Raw genomic sequence first — 23,820 nt, forward strand, 5'->3', positions numbered from 1 at the left:
CTTCAAGGACTGGAGCTTACCAGCATTATGATTAATCATTTTCGGGATCAATGGCTTGAGGATTTTTTTCTCTACGGGAGATCGAGCAATGTTATTCCTTTGAATCTGGAAACAGCGCTTGCAAGAAAGCTCGACATCATCAATGCGGCCATGTCGCACCTGGATTTACGATCGCCACCGGGCAATATGTATGAAGCATTGAGTCCTCCGTTGAAGGGATATTCCTCTATCCGGGTAAACAGACAATACAGGCTTGTATTTCGCTGGTCAGAGGGAAAAGCAGACGATCTCTATCTCTCTCCACACAAGTACACGCAACACAAGTGAGGCATCACCTATGACACTTCAACAGGCACTCCGCAAACCCACCACGCCGGGCGAGGTGTTGCAGTATGAGTATCTTGAACCGCTCAATCTGAAAATCAACGATCTGGCAGAGATGCTAAATGTACACCGCAATACCGTAAGCGCGTTGGTCAATAACAATCGCAAACTTACTGCCGATATGGCGATCAAACTGGCAAAAGCCTTTAATACCACTATTGAATTTTGGCTGAACTTACAGCTAAACGTTGATATCTGGGAAGCGCAATCTAACTCCCGCACGCAGGAGGAGTTAAGCCGGATAAAAACCGTTGCGGAAGTCATGGCGAAGCGAAAATCCGGCAAGCCAGACGTTACCCTGCACGGGAACAGCGCATAACGGCATCTGCCATTATGCGCATCCTGTTACAGGGAAATTTTGAGGCGTCGAACCGCTTCTTTAAGCTGCTCATCCGTTGGGGTAACGAAAGACATGCGCAGCGTGGTATGGTCCGGCTCGTTGCAGTAGAAGAACTCACCCGGCACAAACACGACGCCGTTGCTCAACGTTTTTTCCAGCCATTTCGTCGTATTGATGCCGTTGTTCATTTTCGCCCACAGGAACATGCCGCCCTTTGGCTTGTGGAACGACATCACATCGCCCAGCTCCGCTTCCAGTTCCGTTGCAAAGGTCTGGTATTTCTGGCGATAGGCTTCGCGGATCATTTTAATCTGATTCGCCAGACGACCGGTTTTCAGATACTCGTACGTCATCAGCTGCGACAGCGTGCTGGTGTGCAGATCGGTGGTTTGCTTGAGGTTCACCACCGCGCGCTTCAGCCACTCCGGCACCAGCACCCAGCCCACGCGGGTGCCCGGCGCGAGGATTTTAGAGAAGGTGGAGGTGTACACCACGTTATCCTCATTGCCGATATCTTTGGCATGAGCAATCAGCGGGCGGAACGCTTCGTCGGTGTAGTTGATCTCGCTGTACGGGTCGTCTTCGATAATCACGAAGTCATAGCGCTTCGATAATTCCACCAGCTGTTTACGACGCGCTTCGGAGAGCGTCACGCCGCCCGGGTTACCAAAGGTTGGCACGATATAAACCGCTTTGATGGTTTTGGTGGCTACCAGCGCTTCAAGTTCATCCACTTTCATGCCGTCGCCGTCGGTGCCAACGGATTCAAAATTCGCCTGCGCCAGGCCAAAGACCTGCAACGCGGCGAGGTAGGTAGGCCGCTCCACGACGACCGTATCGCCCGGGTTAATTAACGCCCGCGCCAGCACGTCAAGCGATTGTTGCGAGCCGGAAGTAATGACCACGTCATCGGCTTTACAGGCGATGCCGCGACCTTCACAGATGCGTTGGATCTCTTCGCGCAGCCCCGGGACGCCTTCCGTCAGGCCATACTGGAACGCTTCGCCAAAATGCTGAGACAGCACGGCATCAGCAGCGATTTTTAAACCCTCATGATCGAACAGGTCCGGATTTGGAATACCGCCACCCAGCGAAATCACGCCTGCCATTTTGCTATGTTTTAATAATTCACGGATGGCAGAGGATTGCAGGCCCTGCGCGCTGCTGGCGAGTTTGTTTGCAGACATTCTTTACTTACCTTCTTTTTTATATTGTGCCCAATCTTAGCAGAATATGGGCAATAAATTCCGTTAGCTTAGGCAGCGGCCGCAAATCCTGACGCCACAGTAAATGCACCGGCCTCGGCGCGGGCGTAAACGCTTCCAGAACCCTAACCAGCCTGCCGCTCGCCAGCTCTTCCGCCACCAGCACTTCCGGTTGCAGCAGGAGTCCCGCCCCGGCTCGCGCCGCCATGCGTAAGCCGTAGCCGTCATTGCATCGTAAGACGGCATCACGCTTCCAGCGCACTTCGCCTTCCACTCCCGGCAGCCGCCACTCGTTACGCGCCGTCCAGACCGTGTGCGACAGGCACAGGTGATCCACCAGATCGGCTGGCGTTTGCGGCGTACCGTGACGCGCCAGATAATCCGGCGCGGCGCAGATCACCATGTTGTAGGGACACAGATATTTCGCCACCAGATCCTCATTACGGATCTCACCGATACGAATGGCCAGATCGACCCCTTCCTCTACCAGATCCACCATTCGGTTGGTGAGATCCAGTTCGATGCGCACTTCCGGGTAACGCTGCAAAAACGTGGCCGTCAGAGGCGCGATAACGCAGCCGCCAAACGAGGTAGGCGCCGTCACGCGCAGGGTGCCGGCGGGCGTGGCTCGCAGACGCTCAACCGCGTTTTCAGCAATCGAGACCTGCTCCAGCACGCGCCTGGCCTCTTCGAAATAAACGCGTCCGGCATCCGTCAGGCTCTGGCGACGGGTGTTGCGCTCCAGCAGCCGCGTACCGAGCTGCGATTCCAGCTGCGCAATATACTTCCCGACCATTACCGCCGACATCTCCAGCCGGGCCGCCGCGCCGGTAAAGCTGCCGCTTTCCACCACCGCGATGAACGTCTCCATGCCGCGAAGCTTATCCATATTACGAACCTCTGGTTAGTAATCTTCTAACATCAGCCCAGTTTATCTGAATTTTTATTTATTAAAGAATGAAGGCTCACAACATAAGGAGCCTGCTATGAAAATCATCATTATTGGTGCCAGCGGTACCGTCGGTCGTGCTGTGACAGAAGAGCTAAGCCGTCGCCACGAGGTGATCCGCGTGGGTCGCACGCAGGGCGATCATCAGGTGGATATCACCTCGCAGGCGAGCGTGCAGGCGCTGTTCAAAAAGATCGGTCCGGTGGATGCGATTGTCTCCGCCAGCGGAGGGTTGCACTTCGGCCCGCTCTCAACCATGACCGACGGCGAGTTCAACCAGGGTTTGCAGGATAAGCTGCTGGGGCAGGTTCGTCTGGCGCTGACCGGCCAGCACTACCTGAACGAAGGTGGCTCGATTACGCTGATAAGCGGGATTGTGGCGCACGAGCCGATTGCCCAGGGCGTGAATGCCACCACGGTTAACGCCGCGCTGGAAGGGTTTGTGCGCGCCGCGGCCTGTGAACTGCCGCGCGGTATTCGCATTAATCTGATCAGCCCGACGGTGCTGACCGAATCCGCCGAAGCGTACGACGGCTTCTTCCCGGGCTTTGAAAGCGTTCCCGCCGCGACCGTTGCGCAGGCTTACCGCCGCAGCGTCGAAGGGGTGCAGAGCGGGCGGGTGTATAAAGTCGGTTATTAAGCCTTACGGGCGGCGATCAGCACCAGCATCGGGCGCTCTGCCTCTTCTGCCAGCGCGGGCCAGGCGTCAATTTGCGCCTGCGTTGGTCCCCACTCATTGACTTCGCTTATTGTTAATCCGGCCTTGATCAGCGCGTTAAGCGTGGTGCCCAGCGTACGGTGGTATTTAATCACCCCGTCTGCCAGCCAGTTGCTGACGCGCTGGCTTTCGTCCTGATAATGGTTCACGCCCCAGAACCGCTCGCCGCTGTTGTCCGTCAGCCAGCCCTGACGGGAGGCGCAGGTGTAAATCGGGTGCTCCATTGAGAAGACCAGGCAACCGCCGGGTTTAAGCGCGCGCTGAACGTGGGCAAATAATGTGTTCAGTTCCGGCAGATAGTGCAGCGCCAGCGAGCTGTAGACCAGATCGAGGCTGTTCTCGTTGAGCTTGAGAGACTCCAGATCGCTACGCTGATAGTGAATCTGTGGATCGGCGGTGAGCTCCACTGCGCGGGCGAGCATCTTTTCGGAGATATCCACGCCCGTGACGTCAGACGCGCCCAGCTCACGCGCCGCGCGGCAGAACCAACCATAGCCGCAGCCAAGATCGATAACCGATTTGCCGGTTAAATCCGGCAGCATCGCCCTGAGCGCAGGCCACTCCGGCGCGCCGTCCAGCCCCTGCACCGAGCGCGGAAGCTGAGCGTAGCCTTCGAAAAACGCCGGATTGTCGTAGATGTTTTGTGCCATGGCTGATCCCTCTTTAAGAATGTGCATAGCAGTATACTGCATTGTCGGGTGGCGGCTTCGCCTTACCCGACCTACAAAATCTCCGAACCGTAGGCCGGGTAAGCGCAGCGCCACCCGGCACCACATTAACCCACAGAGCCCCAGACCAGACTCCCCTTATGGAACGTAGCGGTACGCGGAGAGATGCGTGCCACGGCCTCGGCAGAACAGGAGGCATCTACCAGCACAAAGCTGGCGTCGTCCTGCGCTTTCGGCCACGCGCGCTCGCCTTTGTCGTTCAGCGGCAGCACGTCGCCGGTGGCAATGCCCAGCGCGCGCGAAAGCGTCTGCTCGTTCGGGCGAATATAGAGCTGGGCGTAGAGATTGGCTTTCTCCAGCATGTCCCCCAGACCGTACGGCGACCAGTGGTCGATCACGCTGTCGGTACCGGTCATGACAAACACGCCTTTATCACGCAGCTGCTTCAGCGGCATGTGCAGAGTGCCAATCGGCACGGTGGAGGCGATGGTCACCTGCTGCGCCGCCATGCGGGTGGCGATCTCATCCACCTCTTGCTCGTTAAGCGTCGCCAGGGCGAAGGCGTGGCTGATGGTCAGCTTTCCCTTCAGCGCAGGCGTTTTCTCCACGGTTTCTACCATGTAGTTCACCGCCGCCACGCCCGCCGGGCTGGTTTCATGCAGATGGATATCCACCCCTTTGTCATAATCCAGCGCAATCTGGAACATGGTGTCGAGGGATTTCTCCATCGCGCCGTCGACGTTGGTCGGGTCCAGCCCGCCCACGTAATGCGCCCCCGCCTGCATCGCCTCGCGCATCAGCTTTTCAGAATGAGACAGCAGCAGGCCGTGCTGCGGGAAGGCAACGATTTCGCAGTCAAAACCAGGGCTTCGGCGCGCCAGTACCGCCTGCAAATTTTCCAGGTTTTTCAGGCCGGAAACCGGCTCTATGTTGCAGTGGCTGCGGGCGATGGTTGACCCTTTGGACTGGATCAGGTCGATCAGCTTTTCGGCGCGTTCTTGCGTGTAGGGCTGTAACTCCGGCAGCAGCTTCTGCTCCAGGCGGATCATGTCCTGAATGGTGGTGCCCGCCGGACGGTTCAGGGAGCGCCACGGGCCGCCGTAGAAGGTTTTATCCAGATGGATGTGCATGTCGCGCATCGCCGGGAGCATCAGCTTTTTGCCCGCGTCGAAGTGCGGCAGGGTCGCGTCCGCGTGGCTGTTGTTGTCGCGCAGGGTGACGATTTTCCCGTCTTTGATTTCCAGCGTTTTCAGCTCGGTGCGGGTACTTGTCGCCACGCTGCCGTCGAAGTTAAACCCGGCTTCCAGCAGCACGTTGTCGAGATAGTAATGTTTTGCGGTGATGTTCATCGGTTTACCCGTCTCGCAGGTTGCCTTTGCTGAATCGGCAGCATACGCGACGGAACCCGTGGCGCCAAACAGCGCGCAGGCGGTAACCATTTTGCCGCTCTGGCTGATAAACTCGCGGCGGCTTTTATTCTCACTCATCTTATCTTCCTTCATTAATAATGTGGGTACCCGTTTCACCGCGCAGCGCTGCGGGCAGGCAGTCCGGCGAGGTAATGATCACCCGCCTGCCGCCATGGCGTAAAAATTCCAGCGAGGCGACGATTTTCGGCAACATGCTGCCCGCCGGAAAATGCCCTTCTTCCATGTAGCGCGTCATCTGCGCCACGTTCACCGTGCTCAGCGCCTGCTGGTTTGGCTTGCCGAAGTGGATGCACACTTTCTCCACGCCGGTGGTGATCACCAGCACGTCGGCGCGGATCTCGCGCGCCAGCAGCGCGGTAGAGAGATCTTTATCTATCACCGCGTCCACGCTCTGGTAATCGCCCTGTTCACTGCGCACCACAGGAATGCCTCCGCCGCCCGCGCCGATCACCACAAATCCTTTCTGCGTCAGCGCCTTGATGGCATCCGACTCAACGATGCGCCGCGGCTGCGGTGAAGCCACCACGCGGCGATACCCCCGGCCTGAATCCTCAACAAAATGCCAGTCCGGGTGCGCAAGTTGCAGTTCGTCGCGCTGCGCCTCGCTGAAGAACGCGCCGATGGGTTTTGTCGGGTGCGTAAAGCCAGGATCGTTTTTATCCACCTCCACCTGGGTGACGACCGTGACCGCTTTTTGTTCCCCGCGCGCCGCCAGGCGGTTGTTGAGCGCCTGCTGGATCAGGTAGCCGATCCCGCCCTGGGTATCCGCCACGCAGTTTGCCAGCGGGGTCAGCGGCAGCCCTTCCCGCTCGTGGGCGATTTCGGCGCGGCGCAGATCCAGCCCCACCTGCGGGCCATTGCCGTGGGTGAGCACGATGTCATAGTCCGAGGCCAGCATTTCGAGCACCGACTCAGCCACCGCTTTGACCGCCTGCGCCTGATGCTCAATCGACTGGCTGGCGTTGTCTTTGATAATGCTGTTGCCGCCGATGGCGACGACCATAAGCTCTTTCATTTTGTTTCCTTTAGAAGGTGCGTTCTGGTGCCCTCATCCCGGCCCTCTCCCACAGGGAGAGGGGGATTAACAGAGGTATCCAGCACATGCTTCACCACAAACATCCCGCCCATCATCAGGTAGGCCGTGACGAACATCAGGGAACTGCCCTCGGCAAAGCCCACCACCGGCGCGTGGATCACCCCAAACAGCGCCAGCAGCGCTCCACCGGCCGCCGCGACGGCCCCACGCAGCGGTTTGTTGAGGATGGCGAAAATGGCGATACAGCCCCAGAGCATGCTGGCGAGCGGCGCGCCGTTGCCGAGATGCATCAGCCCTTCGTAGTAGATCCCCTTGCTGTGTAGCACGTCGGTGCCGATTTTCGCCGCGCTGGTCCCCGCCGCGCTCATCACGCTGTTCATCATGGTCAGCGCCCAGTTGGCGATCCACGGGAACAGGCAGATGAAGATGACGGGCACCTCCACTTTCGGGGTCTCCCTCACCACCTGGTTGGCGGTGACGACGCCGATAAACACCAGAATCGGCACGATGGCGGTCATCGGTATGATGGCGAGCATAAAGGCCCCCAGCCCGAACAGCGGCACGATGAACATGGTCACGCCGGACGCCAGGGTGTAGCCGATGCTGGCGCCCATCGCTTTCCAGCCAAGATGGCCGACGTATACCGTGACCGGGAACGGATTGCCCATCAGGCAGCCGAGCATCGAGGCCAGACCGTTCGCCAGCATTACCTTGCGGGTCGGGTATTCATCCCCCGCCGCGTGGGCGCTTTCGATGTTCTCCAGGTCAAAGATGTAGTTCGCCAGCCCCAGCGGTACGGCGGACGCCAGATACGGCAGCGCGTGCGGCAGTCCCTGCATGAAGCTGTCCACGTGCACTTCTGGCGGGTTAAAGCCGAATGATGACATGGACGCTTTAATGGCATCCGGGCTTTGCAGGCCGGAGATCCACGCAAGCAGAGTACCGGCAATTAACAGCAGCAGGCCGGTCGGGATTTTGGCGAAAATCGGCTTTTTACCGAACCAGTTAATGAAGATCAGCAGCAGGACGATAAACGACACGGTCGGCGCTTCGAACGCCTGCAACATCGGGTTCATCGCCAGCAGCAGCAGGCCAAGACCGGACAAGCACGACAGCAGCACGGTACGCGGGATCATCTTGCGGATGGTTTCCCCCAGGAAGGAACCGCCCGCGAGGATCATCGCTTCCACAAAGCACCACACCAGGCCAATCTGAATCGCGAAATCCGCATCGCCGGTTTGCTGGTAAACCGGCATTAAGACCAGGAAGGTCACGGTAAAAATCGACGGCGCGCTTGGGCCGGACGGCAGCGCGGTGACGTCCGTTCGTCCGGTGGCGCGCGCCATTTGCAGGCCAAACCACGTATAGCAAAGACTCGCCACCAGCACCGCCAGCCCGAAGGCTGGCGCGATGCGTCCATAAACAATCTCCTTCGGGATGCCGACGACAAAAATGAGCAGCCCCATCATGGTCAGCAAATTGGTCAGGTTGTTGGTCATCAACCCGAAATAAGCTGCCCAGTCACCTCTTTTCCACTCCAGTTTCATGTTTTTCATGGATGCATACCTTATAGAACGAAGCGATCGCGGAAGGTTAACAGCGCCTTTTCAAAACAGCTAAACGGCGGGTGAACGATGCCCGCCCCAATCATGCCGATCCCGGCGTCCTTGTGGGCAATGGCGGTATTAATGACCGGCAGAATGCCGCTGCCCGCGACCTTCATGATGTCGATGGCGGTCGGGATGCCCATAAACGACAGCAGCGGAATGGTGACGTTCGGGTTTTCGCCGAGGGTGATTTCGCGCATCTGGCGAGAAAAATCGATGGCTTCCTCCACCGTGCCGCCCACCAGCGCAACGATGGCCGGGGCCGTCGCCATTGCAAAGCCGCCGATGCCGTAGGTTTCGGTAATCGCGCTGTCGCCGATATCCAGCCCGGAGTCTTCCGGCTTATAGCCCGCGAACATCGGGCCGATCACCTGCTGCGCCGGGCCGGTGAACCACTGCCCCGGCAGGCCGGAAACGCGCAGGCCGAACTCGTAGCCGTTGCGCGCCATGGTGGTGACGACGGTGCTGTACTCAATGCCGTGGGCGGCATCCAGCGCGGCCTTACACATCGCCATCCACGTCGGACCGGAGAAGTAGTCGCTGCTGGCGACAAACTCGAACACTTCACGCTGCTGCGCCACCGGATAGCCCGCCTGGATCAGCCCCGGCGTCAGCGCCTGAATAAGCAGCGTGGTGCCCGCGTTGTTGCGGTTGTGGCACTCGTCGCCCATGTGCAGCGCCTGGGCCAGCATCAGGCGCAGGTCGATTTCGCCGATAATCTTCATCGCGTCGCGCAGCATCGGGCCGAGCACGTCGCGCATCCAGTTCAGGCGCTCGATCACGCTCTGGTCGTTAGCCCCCATGCGCAGGATCTTCGCCATCTGCTCGCTGAGGTTGGTGAAGGCGCGGTTGCCGTAGGTTTTGTTCTCAACGATGTGCATAAACATCGACGCGGAGGTGACGCCCGCCATCGAGCCCACGCAGTCATGCTCGTGGCACGGCGAGAACGTAATATCTCCGGAGGCGGCGATCCTTGCCGCATCGTCCAGATCCGTCGCCAGCCCTTCAAACACCAGCGCGCCGGTAACCGCGCCTTTCATCGCCCCGCACATGTTTTCCCAGGTAACAGGCGGACCGGCGTGCAGAATGGTCGTGCGGGTCATGCCCGGCACCACGTTGATGGCCTGGTCATAGCCCACCAGCACCGGATGGGACTGAATAATCCGCTCAAGGGCAATTTTGTTCGCGGCGGCAATTTTCTCCGCCAGCGGTTTTTCCGCCAGCTGGTCGAGCGCGTCCACCACCTGCATATTGCCCTGCCCCGGCGGCGTCCAGTCGAGCTGGGTTACGGGAACGTGCTGTTTTTTGAGGTCGTCGCTGAACATCGCAATCCCGACGTTAATCACGTTCAGCGGCTGGTTGAATAAGGTCGTCATTATGCTCTCTCCCCTTTGCAGACAAATTCGCGTGCCAGTAATCCGGTATTGGTGCTGCTGCTGGCCCAGATGACGCCTGCGTCAGTCAGCAGCTGGCACTGCTGCGCCAGCGACTGCGGATCCTGATCGGTGCCGAGCACGTAGCCGAGAATTTCCAGCGGACGGTTGTCGGCTTTCGCGATCGCCTGTGCCTCTTTGATCGCCTCGATCATCACCCCAACCGGATCGTCATGCGCGCCAAAGCCAAGCACGAAATCCATCACGATCACCCCCACCTGCGGATCGCGCGCCTCCTGTAGCAGGCGGCTGATGCGGTTGGTCGGGTCGATCATCGGGTGTGGCTTGCCGTTGGTGAAGTCGTCGTCACCGAAATCAAGGAAGGTGTGGGCCTGGCTGACGCTGATGTCTTTCAGACGCCTGGCCGGATCCGGCTGGATGTTGCTGTAAACATCGTCAAATTTCTCCAGCGCGGCAAACATCGCTTCGTCGCACAGGGTGCCGCCGCAGAACAGGCCGCGAATGTACTTCTGTTGCGGCGTCAGGCGGGCGCGTACCTCTTCGATCAGCGGCCAGTTGAGCGGATGTAAATCCAGGTCGTCTTTTTTAATGCCGGTAAGCAGCACCGCTTTCAGGGCCGCCTCCTTAGTGCCACGAGCAAACTGTAAACCGTCTTCATCGGCTGGCGGTTCGTTGCTGCCCAGGAAGCACACAACCACAGGCTTGCGGCAGGCGCGAGCCCGGGCCAGTACTTTCTCAGCCACCGCGGGTGCAGGCGGTTTGGAGATGAGCGCTATCACCCGGGTCGCGTCGTCCGCCTCCAGCATGTCGATGGCATCGAGCATCATCAGGCCGCCGATCTTCTCGCTGAGATCGCGTCCGCCGGTGCCAATCAGCTGCGACACGCCGCCGCCGAACTCGTGAATGCGCACGCTCAGCTCCTGGCTGCCGGTGCCGGAGGCACCAACGATGCCAATCTGCCCGCGACGCACCGCATTGGCGAAGCACAGCCCCGCGCCGTTGATAATGGCGGTGCCGCAGTCTGGCCCCATCATCAGCAGACCCTTTTCATGCGCCAGCTGCTTCAGCGCCAGCTCGTCGTCGAGCGATACGTTATCGGAGAACAGCATCACGTTAAGATCGTTTTCCAGCGCCTGGCGCGCTTCCCGTGCGGCGAAGGTGCCGTTGACGGAAATCACCGCAAGGTTGCTGTCCGGACGATGGGTTTTGGCGCTGGCAATCGTCGCGTAGCGTGCTTCATGGGAGCCAGTGCGCTCTTTACGCGTGAATAACGCTTCAATGGCGGCGAGGGTTTCCTCATTCGCCGCGTCGCCTTTAATAACGATCATCAGGTCGCCGTTTTTCGCGTCCGTTAATTCCGGCGTTAATAGCCCGAGGTTTTTTAATACCCCTTTGTTCATTTCCGTCGCCATCGCCACAAACGCCTGCTCGACGCCCGGCAATTTATTGGCTTTGGTGGAAACCGACATTAAGGAAACCGAATCGAAATACGTATTCTTTTTTATGACGATTTTGGTTGGCATTATTTTCACCTGTTTAAGATAAAAGGGGGCCGCCGTCGTGCTAAATGCACGTCGGTAACAATGCGTTTATTGATTAACGGCCAGCCAGGGGAAGGCTGACCGAATGCACTATGCGCCTGCCGCCAGCAGCAGGTCTGCGATCGCGTTGAAGCCTTTTTCCCGCGCCAGTTCGAGCGGGGTTTTGCCGTATTTATCGGTCATGTGCGGGTTCGCGCCGTGATCGAGCAGCAGCTTCACAATTTCCTGCTGCTTTGCGCCGCCGTCGTTTAATACGATGGCCTCCAGCAGCGGCGTCCAGCCGACAAAATTGGTGTGGTTGACGTTGATGTCGGTTTTTTCCAGCAGCTCACGCACGATTTCAACGTGCCCTTTTTCACTGGCAGGGGTAATGCCCACGCCGCCAAAGCGCGTCAGACGATCGAGATCCGGATTTGCCGGAAGGACAATGCGCAGCAGGGTTAAATCATTGGTCAGGCAGCCGATCAGGAAGGGGTTAAAACAGGTCTGGTCCTGTTTATCAATATCCGCCCCGGCGGCAATTAAAAACTCCACACAGGCGTAATGCTTTTTCAGGCTGGCAATAATAATGGCGGTTCTTTTCTGGCGGTTGGTCGCGTTAATATCCACGCCTTTCTCCAGGCAGGCTTTTAGCGCGTCGATATTGCCCTCTTCTGCCGCCAGCAGAAATTCTGTAACCAGTGCAGTTGCAGACATATTCAGACTCCCTATGTTTCACTTCTGATGACCTGAGAATAGCAACAGCCTGGTCATAAAAGAATCCGCTTAAAAATGATTCATCGACACGCAATTCATTGTTGAGTTAAATTCAACGGTCCGGGAGAAATGTGCGTCTGTGCAACCTTTTTCTTATGTTTCACCGCTTTTACGCGCTTCAGGCTGCATTATCCTTATGGCTGAAAAAGCCTTACACAGCACGGTTCTACGTAAAAATCCAGAACTGTGATCGACATCAACTATGATGTAACGCCGCTGTTAAAATATGTTCAATACTGATGGTCACCAGGAGCCATAATATGAATTCCATCTTTACCGAAGAGAATTTGCTGGCCTTCACCACCGCGGCACGTTTTGGCAGTTTTAGCAAAGCGGCTGCCGAGCTGGGCGTGACCACCTCCGCCATCAGTTACACCATCAAACGCATGGAGACCGGACTGGACGTGGTGCTGTTTGTACGCAACACGCGCAGCATTGAGCTGACCGAATCCGGTTTTTATTTTTATCGTAAAGCGACCGACCTGCTGAATGACTTTCATGCCATCAAGCGCGGGATTGATACCATTTCTCAGGGCATTGAGACGCGGGTGCGCATCTGCATAAATCAGCTTTTGTATACGCCACGCCATACCGCGCGTTTGCTCCAGGTGCTGAAAAAACAGTTTCCCACCTGCCAGATCACGGTGACGACCGAGGTGTATAACGGCGTCTGGGATTCCATCATTAATAATCAGGCCAATATCGCCATTGGCGCGCCGGATACGCTGCTGGACGGCGGCGGCATTGATTACACCGAGATAGGGGCGATCCGCTGGGTATTTGCCATCGCGCCCACGCATCCGCTGGCGTTCGCCCCGGAGCCCATTTCCGAAAGTCAGCTGCGTCTGTATCCCAATATCATGGTCGAGGACACCGCGCATACCATCAACAAGAAGGTGGGCTGGCTGCTTCACGGTCAGGAGGCGATTCTGGTGCCGGACTTCAACACGAAATGCCAGTGTCAGATCCTGGGGGAAGGTATTGGCTTTTTACCGGAATATATGACGCGTGAGGCGGTGGAGGACGGGCTGCTGGTAACGCGGCGGATCAATAATCCACGTCAGGATTCGCGCATGCTGCTCGCCACGCAGCATGCGGCGACCGGTCAGGTCACGCGCTGGATCAAACAGCAGTTTGGCCCCGAAGGCGTGCTGACCCGGATCTACAGTGACTTACTGTGGCGTACCTAGCTCTTCGTCTGAACCCAAAACGCGTGGATAAGACCGGGGAAGTAGCCCAGGATGGTCAGAAGGATATTCAGAATAAACGCCCAGCCCAGCCCCTTGCCAAGCAGCACGCCCAGCGGCGGGAGAATAATCGTAAAAACAACGCGCCAAAAACCCATAAAAAACTCCGTGCAAGCTAACCAATTGAAAATTATAAAAGACACTTCTCTAAGCGTAGCCAGTTTACGGTTAACTGCCATGCGTCTCTCGCGCTTTTACCTGCCTTTACCCTCTTTACACTGGCTTAAACCCCCGCCTTAAATGCTCTACTGTTCTGAAATTGACCGTAAGGAAACGCAATGTCTCTTCCTCTTATTTCGCCGCAGCAGGCAAACGCGCTGATTGCTGAAAGTGATGCCGTGGAACCGACGTACCTGATAAGGAGTATCTGAAAGATTAGGCTGTACCCCGCCCCCGGACGTGGGCTATGGTGAAGATCATGACAATGATGAGGAGGTGCTATGTTTTCTGTCGGTGATTATGTCCAACCGCGTCAGGGCGGTCCGAAACTGAAAGTGCTCGAAGTGAATGGTGAAAACATTGTGGCTGTGCAGGCCAGCAATGAGCAGGGCGAGAAATATCACCTGAAAGCGGCGGACGTGGTTCTGTACTCCGAAGACGGTGACTTTGGCGTCTGCTAAGTCAATAATCGGGCGGAATACACCGCCCGAATAATCATCAGATCAGGAAATCGTCCAGCGATTTACCGTTTGCCAGTGCGGTTGCAATTGGCTTTGGCGTACGCCCCTGGCCGGTCCAGGTTTTTTCTTCACCGTTCGCGTCAGTAAAACGATATTTCGCCGCACGCGCTTTACGTTTTTTCGTCGGCTGACCCGCCTGCGCCAGATCACTGCCTAACAGATCGCTCGGAGAAATACCGTCAGCTTTCATCAGTTCCAGCAGAGCATTAATTTTATCCTGCTGTTCAGCGCGTTGACGCTCTAATTCAGCCTGCTCGCTGCGTTTTTCTTCAGTGACAATCCGGAATTTTTCCAGCACTTCTTCCAGAACATCCATGGATAATTCACGTGCCAGCGCCCGGAGGGTACGAATATTATTAAGATTCTGTAACGTTAAAGCCATAATAATGAAAAACCTTTCTTCGTGTGTATAACATAAATCAGGCAACAGAATAATTGATTTTTGTTCTGATATCTACCCACCCTGACGTTTTGACATTATTGTAAATGTTTTAGAATATCCCGTTAATATAACCCCGAAATATATGTCTGTTTTAATGCGTAATATACCGCCCTTCCCCAGGCCAAAAACCCCTGTTTAAAACAGTTCAAAAAACCGCCTCCACTCTCCCATACAACAGAGGTTTTACACGCGCACTGATAAACTAATCCATTGATTTATTTTAATAAAATATAGACAGGGAGAGAAAATAACGAAGCGCGCAAAAAACGCACAACTTTAGAGAATTTTATGGCCAAAGCGCCTGCAAATAAAAATTAATCACTACTTGTTAGTTAAAAGCCAGAGAGATACGCTATACACTCATAGCAAACCAACCTAAAGCACTAAGGGCCGCAGGTAAAACGTCACTTTTTTGTCCTGTTCGAGGAGTTCAGACATGTTCTCACCGCAGTCTCGCCTGCGCCATGCGGTAGCGGATACGTTCGCGATGGTCGTTTACTGTTCCGTCGTGAATATGCTGATTGAAATTTTCCTGTCGGGAATGTCCTTTGAGCAATCCCTCTCGTCGCGCCTGGTGGCCATTCCGGTGAATATCATGATTGCCTGGCCGTACGGCCTGTATCGCGATGCAGTGATGCGTTTAGCCCGGCGTATTAGCCCGGCGGGTTGGGTAAAAAACCTGGCGGACGTGCTGGCTTACGTAACGTTCCAGTCCCCGGTGTATGTGGTTATTTTGCTGACGGTGGGCGCAGACTGGCATCAAATCGCCGCTGCGGTAAGTTCAAATATCGTGGTATCCATGCTGATGGGTGCGGTGTACGGTTACTTTCTTGACTACTGCCGCCGCCTGTTTAAAGTCAGCCCTTATAGCCAGGCAAAAGCGTAAGGTAAGGCGACTGGCTCAGGCCAGTCGCAGAGTTATTGTACGTCGCCAAACAGCCCTTTCAGGAACCGCTCCAGCGCCATACGCGAGCTGAAACCGTGCGGAATACCATAATGTTCATGCGTCTCGCCGCCTAAATAGAGCGGAAATTGCTGATAATGATCGCAGGTTTTAATATCCGAGGCGGGCTCAGCAAATGACAGGCTTCTGTCTTTGAGTGTCGGGTGAATAATGAGAGCAGTACGCCCCATTCTTGCTTCACGGTTGACGTAAACATAATTCTCACCACGGCGATATCCGTACGCTTTTGATGTTACCTCATCCATGGTGAACCCTTCTTTTTCAAGAACGCGCGCCACCTCATCGGGTCGTAAATACATATCTTTTCCTCATTATCATTCCTGCCCGGCAACCTTACAGTATTCAGCATTAGCAGGGCTTTCAGAATATTCCATAAACTGCCCGATAAGCCGTGACTCGCTTCAGATATTACATTTCTGGACTAAACTAAACGGGAACACAAATTATGGAGGATCGTATGTTTAACAGACCGAACCGAAACGATATTAATGACGACACACAGGATATTCGTAACGATGTCAGCCAATTAGCGGACACGCTGGAAGCCGTATTGAAATCCTGGGGCTCTGACGCGAAGGACGAAGCAGATGCCGCGAAACGTAAGGCTCAGTCTCTGCTGCGTGAAACGCGGGCAAGGATGAATGGCCGCTCACGTACCACTCAGGCGGCCTGCGACATGGCCAGCTGCGCCACCACCTTCGTACGTGAAAAACCACTTTGTACGCTGGGAACGGTCGCGGCGGTCGGGATTTTTGTCGGCGCCCTGCTTAGCTTGCGTAAGTAAGCGCGCGTTCTCAGCCCCGGTCGCCTCAGGCGCCGGGGCTTTTCTTTGCCTGACAGCCTGAAAAACCCGCACAGCCCGCCCTGCCCCGCCAGGCTCATCGTTGGGGCCTTATTAATCTGTATTTCCCATATCTTGTGTGGTTGAAACTTATCGCAACTACATCTAGTATTCCCTTTAGAAAGACACACAACATGACGCGTTTACTCGCGCCGTTCTCTCATTCTAAATGGAAATACGAATCATGAGCATTATTATTTACACTCGTAACGATTGTGTTCAGTGCCACGCCACGAAACGGGCGATGGAGAGCCGCGGCGTGGCATTTGAGATGGTCAATATTGATCAGGTGCCCGACGCGGCAGACACCCTGCGGGCGCAGGGTTTCCGTCAGCTTCCGGTTGTCGTTGCCGGCGACACCAGCTGGTCTGGCTTCCGTCCGGACATGATCAACCGCCTTGCCGCTCAGGGCGTCAGTGCATGAGCACGCTGGTCTACTTTTCCAGCAGCTCGGAAAACACGCTTCGGTTTATGGAGCGTCTCGGGCTGCCCGCGATACGCATTCCGCTGAACGAGCGGGAGCGTATTCAGGTAGACGAACCCTACATTCTGGTGGTGCCCAGCTATGGAGGTGGCGGCACCGCAGGGGCTGTGCCTCGTCAGGTGATCCGCTTTCTGAACGATCCCCATAACCGGCAGCTGATTCGCGGCGTGATCGCCGCAGGCAATCGCAACTTCGGCGAGGCCTTTGCCCGCGCCGGGGATGTCATCTCTCAAAAATGCGGCGTGCCGTATCTCTATCGTTTTGAACTGATGGGGACACAGCAGGACGTAGAGAACGTGCGTAAAGGAGTGAACGAATTTTGGCAACGACAACCGCAGAACGCGTGATTCAGGCGACGCCGGATTACCACGCATTAAACGCCATGCTAAACCTCTATGACCGCGAGGGGCGCATTCAGTTTGGCAAAGATCATGAGGCGGTGGACGCCTTTTTTGCCGCTCATGTACGCCCGAACAGCGTCGTCTTTGGCAGCCAGCAGGAACGTCTCGACTGGCTGGTAAAAGAGGGTTATTACGAAGAGCGTGTCCTGACACGCTACGACCGCGCCTTCGTGGTGGCATTGTTTGAACGGGCGCACGCCAGCGGTTTTCGCTTCCAGACGTTTCTCGGCGCGTGGAAGTATTACACCAGCTACACCCTGAAAACCTTTGACGGCAAACGCTATTTAGAAAGCTTTGAAGATCGGGTGGTGATGGTGGCGCTGACGCTGGCGCAGGGCGATGAAGCGCTGGCCGAAAGACTCACGGAGGAGATCCTCTCCGGTCGCTTCCAGCCCGCCACGCCAACGTTCCTTAACTGTGGGAAAGCCCAGCGCGGCGAACTGGTCTCCTGCTTCCTGCTGCGTATTGAAGACAATATGGAGTCGATTGGCCGTGCGGTGAATTCGGCGCTACAGCTTTCGAAACGCGGCGGCGGCGTGGCGTTTCTGCTTTCGAACCTGCGGGAAGCGGGCGCGCCGATTAAGCGCATCGAAAACCAGTCTTCCGGCGTCATCCCGGTGATGAAGATGCTGGAAGATGCCTTCTCATACGCCAACCAGCTTGGCGCACGTCAGGGCGCGGGTGCGGTTTATCTGCACGCGCACCACCCGGACATTCTGCGTTTTCTGGATACCAAACGTGAAAACGCCGACGAAAAGATCCGCATCAAAACCCTGTCGCTTGGCGTGGTGATCCCGGATATCACGTTTAAGCTGGCTAAAGAGAATGCCGACATGGCGCTCTTCTCACCGTATGACGTTGAGCGGATTTACGGCAAAGCCTTTGGCGACGTGGCGATAAGCGAGCTGTACGACGAGCTGGTGGCCGACGATCGCATTCGCAAAAAAACCATCAACGCCCGCGATTTCTTCCAGACGCTGGCTGAAATTCAGTTTGAGTCCGGCTATCCGTACATCATGTACGAGGACACGGTGAACCGCGCTAACCCGATTGCCGGGCGCATCAACATGAGCAATCTGTGCTCGGAGATTTTGCAGGTCAACAGCGCGTCCACCTACGACGAAAACCTCGACTACGCGGACGTGGGCAAGGATATCTCCTGTAACCTCGGGTCGCTGAATATTGCCCATACCATGGATTCACCCGATTTTGGCCGCACGGTAGAGACCGCCATTCGCGGGCTGACGGCGGTATCGGACATGAGCCACATCCGCAGCGTACCGTCCATTGAGGCGGGCAACGCCGCGTCGCATGCCATCGGCCTTGGGCAGATGAACCTGCACGGCTATCTGGCGCGGGAGGGCATCGCCTACGGCAGCCCGGAAGGGCTGGATTTCACCAACCTTTATTTCTACACCATCACCTGGCATGCGCTGCATACCTCGATGATGCTGGCGCGCGAACGCCACCAGCGGTTCGCAGGCTTTGAGCAGTCCCGCTACGCCAGCGGAGAGTATTTCAGCCAGTATCTGGAAGGCGACTGGCAGCCGAAAACCGAAAAAGTACGCGCGCTGTTTGCCCGCGCTGGCATCACCCTGCCGACGCGTGAGATGTGGCAACAGCTGCGTGAAGAGGTGATGCGCTACGGCATTTATAACCAGAACCTTCAGGCGGTGCCGCCAACCGGCTCCATTTCCTATATCAATCACGCCACGTCGAGCATCCACCCCATCGTGTCGAAGATTGAAATCCGTAAGGAAGGCAAAACCGGGCGTGTCTACTACCCTGCCCCGTTTATGACCAACGAGAATCTGGCGCTGTACCAGGACGCCTATGAGATTGGCCCGGAAAAGATCATTGATACCTACGCCGAGGCGACTAAACATGTGGATCAGGGGCTGTCGCTGACGCTCTTCTTCCCGGACACCGCCACCACGCGGGATATCAACAAAGCGCAGATCTACGCCTGGAAGAAAGGCATCAAAACGCTGTACTACATTCGCCTGCGCCAGCTCGCGCTGGAAGGCACCGAAATTGAAGGCTGCGTGTCCTGCGCGCTGTAAGGAGAAAGGATGAAACTGTCACGCGTAAGTGCCGTTAACTGGAACAAAATTCAGGATGATAAAGACCTGGAGGTCTGGAACCGCCTGACCAGCAACTTCTGGCTGCCGGAAAAGGTCCCGCTCTCCAACGATATTCCGGCCTGGCAAACCCTGAGCCATGCCGAGCAGCAGCTGACAATCCGCGTCTTTACCGGCCTGACGCTGCTGGACACCATTCAGAATACCGTGGGTGCGCCCGCGCTGATGAGTGATGCGCTGACCCCGCACGAAGAGGCGGTAATGTCGAATATCAGCTTTATGGAGGCGGTCCATGCCCGCTCCTACAGCTCGATTTTCTCCACCCTGTGCCAGACCAGAGACGTGGACGCGGCCTACGCCTGGAGTGAAGAGAGCGCGTCATTGCAGCGCAAGGCAGATCTGGTGCTGGAATATTACCGGGCCGACGAGCCGCTGAAGAAGAAGATCGCCAGCGTGTTCCTGGAATCTTTCCTCTTCTATTCCGGCTTCTGGCTGCCTATGTACTGGTCGAGCCGGGGCAAGCTCACCAACACCGCCGATTTGATTCGCCTCATCATCCGCGATGAAGCGGTACACGGGTATTACATCGGCTATAAGTATCAGAAAGGGCTGGAGAAAGTCAGCGCGGAAAAACGCGAGGAACTCAAAGGTTTTGCCCTCGATTTACTGATGGATCTGTATGACAACGAGCTGAGCTATACCGAAGAGCTGTACGCCGGAACGGGCTGGGAAGAGGACGTAAAAGCCTTCCTCTGCTATAACGCCAACAAGGCGCTGATGAACCTGGGCTACGAAGCGTTATTCCCACCAGAAATGGCGGAGGTGAACCCGGCGATCCTCGCGGCGCTGTCGCCCAACGCCGATGAAAACCACGACTTCTTTTCCGGGTCCGGCTCGTCGTACGTGATGGGTAAAGCGGTGGAAACGCAAGACGAGGACTGGGATTTTTAATGAATGAATTAACGTTCATTAATTAACTCTGCATTTCATTATTTCCAGCCGAATATTCCACTACGTACTACACTGTAATTTCCCCGTCATATTCGCCTGAATCACACCGATTCAGGCGAAATTTCCCGATGCAGCAGCAAAAAATTGAGAAAAATTCAAACTGCCCTCAGCCCTTTATTCATGGGAAATTCAGCCGTTTCGCTTGCGGCAAAATTCCGCCCTCAGGCCGGTCCAGGGTTGTCTCAGATTCTGAGTATGTTAGGGTAATGCCAGTTAACTATTTACCATGGTAATCATATCGACATAAACAAATAACAGGACACTCTCTATTGCATGGCAATTAAATTAGAAGTGAAAAATCTTTATAAAGTATTTGGCGAGCACCCGCAGCGCGCATTCAAATATATTGAGAAAGGCCTTTCGAAAGAGCAAATTCTGGAAAAAACCGGGCTATCGCTTGGCGTTAAAGACGCCAGTCTGGCCATTGAAGAAGGCGAGATTTTTGTCATCATGGGATTATCCGGTTCGGGTAAATCCACTATGGTTCGCCTTCTCAATCGCCTGATTGAACCCACCCGCGGACAGGTGCTGATAGACGGCGTGGATATCGCCAGAATATCAGACGCAGATCTCCGCGAGGTGCGCAGAAAGAAAATTGCGATGGTGTTTCAGTCATTTGCACTGATGCCGCACATGACGGTACTCGATAATACCGCCTTTGGCATGGAGTTAGCCGGCACGCCCGCTCAGGAACGTCAGGAAAAAGCCCTTGATGCACTGCGTCAGGTCGGGCTGGAAAATTATGCTCATGCGTATCCGGATGAACTCTCCGGCGGTATGCGTCAGCGTGTGGGATTAGCGCGTGCATTAGCGATTAATCCGGACATTTTATTAATGGACGAAGCCTTCTCGGCGCTCGATCCCTTAATTCGCACCGAGATGCAGGATGAGCTGGTAAAATTACAGGCCAAACATCAGCGCACCATTGTTTTTATTTCTCACGATCTGGATGAAGCCATGCGTATTGGCGACCGTATCGCCATTATGCAAAATGGTGAAGTGGTGCAGGTCGGCACACCGGATGAAATTCTCAATAATCCGGCGAATGATTATGTGCGCACCTTCTTCCGCGGCGTGGATATTAGCCACGTATTCAGTGCGAAAGATATTGCCCGTCGAACACCAAACGGCATTATTCGTAAAACGCCAGGTTTTGGCCCGCGCTCCGCGCTGAAGCTGTTGCAGGACGAAGACCGTGAATACGGTTATCTGGTTGAACGCGGCAATAAATTTGTCGGCGTGGTCTCCATCGACTCTCTGAAAACCGCCCTGAGCGAAAACCAGGGAATCGATGCGGCGTTGATTGACGCTCCGCTTGCCGTGGACGCCGAAACGCCGCTCAGCGAGTTGCTCTCTCACGTGGGTCAGGCGCCGTGCGCCGTGCCGGTCGTCGGTGAAGAACAACAGTACGTTGGCATCATCTCAAAACGGATGCTGCTACAGGCTTTAGATCGCGAGGGGACAAACAATGGCTGATCAATCAAACCCATGGGGCACCACTGAAGCAGCGGACAGCGCGGCGCAATCTGCCGATGCGTGGGGGTCGACGCCTGCGCCTGCCGATGGCGGCGGCGCGGCAGACTGGCTCAACAGCGCACCAGCGCCTGCCCCAGAGCATTTCAATATTATGGATCCGTTCCACAAGACGCTGATCCCGCTGGATAGCTGGGTAACGGAGGGGATCGACTGGGTCGTTACCCACTTCCGTCCGGTGTTCCAGGGGATCCGCATCCCGGTGGATTACATCCTGAACGGCTTCCAGCAGCTGATGCTGGGCATGCCCGCGCCGGTGGCGATTATCCTGTTCTCGCTGATCGCATGGCAGTTCGGCAGCGCGGGTATGGGGATCGCCACGCTCATCTCCCTGATTGCCATCGGCGCGATTGGCGCGTGGTCTCAGGCGATGATCACCCTGGCGCTGGTGCTGACCGCCCTGCTGTTCTGCGTGGTGATCGGCCTGCCGATGGGGATCTGGCTGGCGCGCAGCCCCCGGGCCGCGAAGATTATCCGCCCGCTGCTGGATGCGATGCAGACCACGCCAGCGTTCGTTTACCTGGTGCCTATTGTGATGCTGTTCGGCATCGGTAACGTACCGGGGGTGGTCGTGACCATTATCTTCGCCCTGCCACCGATTATTCGCCTGACCATTCTGGGCATTAACCAGGTGCCTGCGGATCTGATAGAGGCATCGCGCTCGTTCGGCGCCAGCCCGCGTCAGATGCTGTTTAAGGTTCAGCTTCCGCTGGCGATGCCGACCATTATGGCAGGTGTTAACCAGACGCTGATGCTGGCGCTGTCGATGGTGGTGATCGCCTCGATGATTGCCGTTGGCGGGTTAGGTCAGATGGTACTGCGCGGCATTGGCCGTCTCGATATGGGGCTGGCGACCGTCGGCGGCGTCGGGATTGTGATCCTCGCCATCATTCTTGACCGCCTGACCCAGGCTGTCGGTCGTGATTCACGTAGTCGCGGCAACCGTCGCTGGTACACCACCGGCCCTGTCGGGTTACTCACCCGCCCATTTACAAAATAAGGAACAACGATGCGACATAACGTACTTTTTGCCACAGCGTTTGCGACCCTTGTCTCCACCAGCGCAGTTGCCGCTGACCTGCCGGGCAAAGGCATTATCGTGCAGCCGGTGCAGAGCACCATTTCGGAAGAGTCCTTCCAGACCCAGATTGTCAGCCGTGCGCTGGAGAAACTGGGCTATACGGTGAATACCGCCAGCGAAGTGGATTACAACGTGGGCTATACCTCCATTGCCTCCGGTGATGCCACCTTTACCGCCGTGAACTGGCAGCCGCTGCACGACGACATGTATGCCGCCGCAGGCGGTGACAAGAAATTCTACCGCGAAGGCACCTTTGTGACCGGCGCTGCGCAGGGATATCTGATCGACAAGAAAACCGCCGATAAATATCACATCACCAATATTGAACAGCTGAAAGATCCGAAGATCGCAAAACTGTTTGATACCAACGGTGACGGTAAAGCCGACATGATGGGCTGTTCGCCGGGCTGGGGCTGTGAAGCGGTGATTAACCACCAGAACAAAGCCTTCGATCTGGCGAAGACCGTCGACGTGAGCCACGGCAATTACTCTGCGATGATGGCCGACACCATCGCCCGCTTTAAAGAAGGCAAGCCGGTGATCTACTACACCTGGACGCCGTACTGGGTGAGCGACGTGCTGAAGCCGGGCAAAGACGTGGTGTGGTTGCAGGTGCCCTTCTCCTCCCTGCCAGGCGAGCAGAAAGATATCGACACCAAACTGCCAAACGGCATGAACTATGGCTTCCCGGTGAACACCATGCATATTGTGGCGAACAAAGCCTGGGCCGAGAAAAACCCGGCGGCGGCGAAGCTGTTCTCGGTGATGAAACTGCCGCTGGCAGACATTAACGCCCAGAACGCGATGATGCACGCGGGTAAATCATCCGAAGCTGATATCAAAGGCCACGTGGATGGCTGGATCAAAGCCCACCAGCAGCAGTTCGATGGCTGGGTGAAAGAGGCGCTTGAGGTGCAGAAGTAAAACATTTTCCCTCACCCTAACCTCTCCCAGGGGAAGAGGGAACGATGACCACCCTCTCCCCCTGGGAGAGGGTCGGGGTGAGGGGATCAAACCGCACCCAACC

Annotated in this window: 26 protein-coding genes; 14 read left to right on the top strand and 12 right to left on the bottom strand. The window is 56.2% G+C overall.

All coding sequences use genetic code 11. The features are described from left to right. The first annotated feature begins 27 nt into the window (after positions 1-27). Together FZF21_RS16755 and FZF21_RS16760 are read left to right on the top strand one after the other, a co-directional pair. On the top strand, positions 28-327 hold the full coding sequence (locus FZF21_RS16755; RefSeq protein WP_015571638.1) for a type II toxin-antitoxin system RelE/ParE family toxin: 300 nt from the start codon (positions 28-30) through the stop codon (positions 325-327). A gap of 10 nt (positions 328-337) precedes the next feature. Then, positions 338-703, top strand: a complete 366-nt coding sequence (locus tag FZF21_RS16760) for a HigA family addiction module antitoxin (protein WP_015571639.1) — start codon at positions 338-340, stop codon at positions 701-703. 26 nt (positions 704-729) lie between these two features. On the opposite strand, the gene FZF21_RS16765 is transcribed toward FZF21_RS16760, so the two are convergent. Next, on the bottom strand, positions 730-1,911 hold the full coding sequence (locus FZF21_RS16765; protein ID WP_017382758.1) for a PLP-dependent aminotransferase family protein: 1,182 nt from the start codon (positions 1,909-1,911) through the stop codon (positions 730-732). 19 nt (positions 1,912-1,930) lie between these two features. Continuing rightward, a complete protein-coding gene (locus FZF21_RS16770; RefSeq protein WP_015571641.1) occupies positions 1,931-2,818 on the bottom strand; it encodes a LysR family transcriptional regulator in 888 nt (295 codons plus the stop codon). 97 nt (positions 2,819-2,915) lie between these two features. Between FZF21_RS16770 and FZF21_RS16775 the strand changes: the two genes are divergently transcribed. Next, positions 2,916-3,518 carry a short chain dehydrogenase gene (locus FZF21_RS16775; protein WP_047738439.1) on the top strand — a complete coding sequence of 201 codons (603 nt, stop codon included), beginning with the start codon at positions 2,916-2,918 and terminating at the stop codon, positions 3,516-3,518. Here FZF21_RS16775 and FZF21_RS16780 read toward each other — a convergent pair. From FZF21_RS16780 to FZF21_RS16810, 7 genes are all read right to left on the bottom strand, one after another. Beyond that, positions 3,515-4,246 (bottom strand): methyltransferase domain-containing protein, encoded by a 732-nt coding sequence (locus FZF21_RS16780; RefSeq protein ID WP_017382760.1) that lies wholly within the window; start codon positions 4,244-4,246, stop codon positions 3,515-3,517. The genes FZF21_RS16775 and FZF21_RS16780 overlap by 4 nt on opposite strands. Positions 4,247-4,371: 125 nt before the next feature. Next, positions 4,372-5,751 (bottom strand): amidohydrolase family protein, encoded by a 1,380-nt coding sequence (locus FZF21_RS16785; RefSeq protein WP_047738437.1) that lies wholly within the window; start codon positions 5,749-5,751, stop codon positions 4,372-4,374. 1 nt (position 5,752) lies between these two features. Beyond that, the gene (locus FZF21_RS16790) at positions 5,753-6,709 is read right to left on the bottom strand and encodes a carbamate kinase family protein (RefSeq protein WP_017382762.1); all 957 of its coding nucleotides are present in this window, start codon (positions 6,707-6,709) and stop codon (positions 5,753-5,755) included. Next, positions 6,706-8,286, bottom strand: a complete 1,581-nt coding sequence (locus FZF21_RS16795; protein WP_149121204.1) for a xanthine permease — start codon at positions 8,284-8,286, stop codon at positions 6,706-6,708. The genes FZF21_RS16790 and FZF21_RS16795 overlap by 4 nt, the downstream gene beginning before the upstream one ends. 11 nt (positions 8,287-8,297) lie before the next feature. Further along, a complete protein-coding gene (locus FZF21_RS16800; RefSeq protein ID WP_047738434.1) occupies positions 8,298-9,713 on the bottom strand; it encodes a DUF1116 domain-containing protein in 1,416 nt (471 codons plus the stop codon). Continuing rightward, on the bottom strand, positions 9,713-11,254 hold the full coding sequence (gene fdrA / locus FZF21_RS16805) for an acyl-CoA synthetase FdrA (protein ID WP_023295310.1): 1,542 nt from the start codon (positions 11,252-11,254) through the stop codon (positions 9,713-9,715). The genes FZF21_RS16800 and fdrA overlap by 1 nt, the downstream gene beginning before the upstream one ends. A gap of 108 nt (positions 11,255-11,362) precedes the next feature. Further along, positions 11,363-11,968, bottom strand: coding sequence for an ankyrin repeat domain-containing protein (locus FZF21_RS16810; RefSeq protein WP_015571649.1), 606 nt, complete (start codon positions 11,966-11,968; stop codon positions 11,363-11,365). 320 nt (positions 11,969-12,288) lie between these two features. Between FZF21_RS16810 and FZF21_RS16815 the strand changes: the two genes are divergently transcribed. Beyond that, positions 12,289-13,218, top strand: coding sequence for a LysR substrate-binding domain-containing protein (locus FZF21_RS16815; RefSeq protein WP_015571650.1), 930 nt, complete (start codon positions 12,289-12,291; stop codon positions 13,216-13,218). Here the strand turns inward: FZF21_RS16815 and FZF21_RS16820 are convergent. Beyond that, positions 13,215-13,373, bottom strand: coding sequence for a YqaE/Pmp3 family membrane protein (locus FZF21_RS16820; RefSeq protein ID WP_003862203.1), 159 nt, complete (start codon positions 13,371-13,373; stop codon positions 13,215-13,217). The genes FZF21_RS16815 and FZF21_RS16820 overlap by 4 nt on opposite strands. Positions 13,374-13,715: 342 nt before the next feature. Between FZF21_RS16820 and FZF21_RS16825 the strand changes: the two genes are divergently transcribed. After that, positions 13,716-13,895 carry a hypothetical protein gene (locus FZF21_RS16825; RefSeq protein WP_015571651.1) on the top strand — a complete coding sequence of 60 codons (180 nt, stop codon included), beginning with the start codon at positions 13,716-13,718 and terminating at the stop codon, positions 13,893-13,895. 37 nt (positions 13,896-13,932) lie between these two features. On the opposite strand, the gene stpA is transcribed toward FZF21_RS16825, so the two are convergent. Continuing rightward, complete coding sequence (stpA, locus tag FZF21_RS16830) at positions 13,933-14,337, bottom strand: DNA-binding protein StpA (protein WP_015571652.1); 405 nt, start codon at positions 14,335-14,337, stop codon at positions 13,933-13,935. Between the two features lie 496 nt (positions 14,338-14,833). On the opposite strand from stpA, the gene alaE reads away from it, so the two are divergent. Then, positions 14,834-15,283: an L-alanine exporter AlaE gene (alaE, locus tag FZF21_RS16835; RefSeq protein WP_015571653.1), complete on the top strand. Its 450-nt coding sequence runs from the start codon at positions 14,834-14,836 to the stop codon at positions 15,281-15,283. A gap of 32 nt (positions 15,284-15,315) precedes the next feature. Here the strand turns inward: alaE and FZF21_RS16840 are convergent, their stop codons facing one another. Next, complete coding sequence (locus FZF21_RS16840; protein ID WP_006811693.1) at positions 15,316-15,660, bottom strand: DUF2002 family protein; 345 nt, start codon at positions 15,658-15,660, stop codon at positions 15,316-15,318. A 158-nt stretch (positions 15,661-15,818) separates the two neighbouring features. On the opposite strand from FZF21_RS16840, the gene FZF21_RS16845 reads away from it, so the two are divergent. The 8 genes from FZF21_RS16845 (at position 15,819) to proX (ending at position 23,717) form a co-directional block, all read left to right on the top strand. Beyond that, a complete protein-coding gene (locus tag FZF21_RS16845; RefSeq protein WP_017382769.1) occupies positions 15,819-16,145 on the top strand; it encodes a DUF883 domain-containing protein in 327 nt (108 codons plus the stop codon). A gap of 241 nt (positions 16,146-16,386) precedes the next feature. Then, positions 16,387-16,626 carry a glutaredoxin-like protein NrdH gene (gene nrdH, locus FZF21_RS16850; protein WP_017382770.1) on the top strand — a complete coding sequence of 80 codons (240 nt, stop codon included), beginning with the start codon at positions 16,387-16,389 and terminating at the stop codon, positions 16,624-16,626. Next, positions 16,623-17,033 carry a class Ib ribonucleoside-diphosphate reductase assembly flavoprotein NrdI gene (gene nrdI, locus FZF21_RS16855; RefSeq protein WP_015571656.1) on the top strand — a complete coding sequence of 137 codons (411 nt, stop codon included), beginning with the start codon at positions 16,623-16,625 and terminating at the stop codon, positions 17,031-17,033. Before nrdH ends, nrdI begins: the two co-directional genes overlap by 4 nt. Beyond that, the gene (gene nrdE, locus FZF21_RS16860) at positions 17,006-19,150 is read left to right on the top strand and encodes a class 1b ribonucleoside-diphosphate reductase subunit alpha (protein WP_017692796.1); all 2,145 of its coding nucleotides are present in this window, start codon (positions 17,006-17,008) and stop codon (positions 19,148-19,150) included. The genes nrdI and nrdE overlap by 28 nt, the downstream gene beginning before the upstream one ends. Positions 19,151-19,159: 9 nt before the next feature. Next, a complete protein-coding gene (gene nrdF / locus FZF21_RS16865) occupies positions 19,160-20,119 on the top strand; it encodes a class 1b ribonucleoside-diphosphate reductase subunit beta (RefSeq protein ID WP_017382773.1) in 960 nt (319 codons plus the stop codon). A gap of 333 nt (positions 20,120-20,452) precedes the next feature. After that, the gene (gene proV, locus FZF21_RS16870) at positions 20,453-21,655 is read left to right on the top strand and encodes a glycine betaine/L-proline ABC transporter ATP-binding protein ProV (RefSeq protein ID WP_023295312.1); all 1,203 of its coding nucleotides are present in this window, start codon (positions 20,453-20,455) and stop codon (positions 21,653-21,655) included. Beyond that, a complete protein-coding gene (gene proW / locus FZF21_RS16875) occupies positions 21,648-22,712 on the top strand; it encodes a glycine betaine/L-proline ABC transporter permease ProW (protein ID WP_015571659.1) in 1,065 nt (354 codons plus the stop codon). The genes proV and proW overlap by 8 nt, the downstream gene beginning before the upstream one ends. 9 nt (positions 22,713-22,721) lie before the next feature. Then, the gene (gene proX / locus FZF21_RS16880; RefSeq protein WP_149121202.1) at positions 22,722-23,717 is read left to right on the top strand and encodes a glycine betaine/L-proline ABC transporter substrate-binding protein ProX; all 996 of its coding nucleotides are present in this window, start codon (positions 22,722-22,724) and stop codon (positions 23,715-23,717) included. Positions 23,718-23,820 lie beyond the last annotated feature (103 nt).

It is taken from the genome of Enterobacter sp. LU1 (assembly GCF_008271405.2).
Classification (GTDB): Bacteria; Pseudomonadota; Gammaproteobacteria; order Enterobacterales; family Enterobacteriaceae; genus Enterobacter; species Enterobacter hormaechei_C.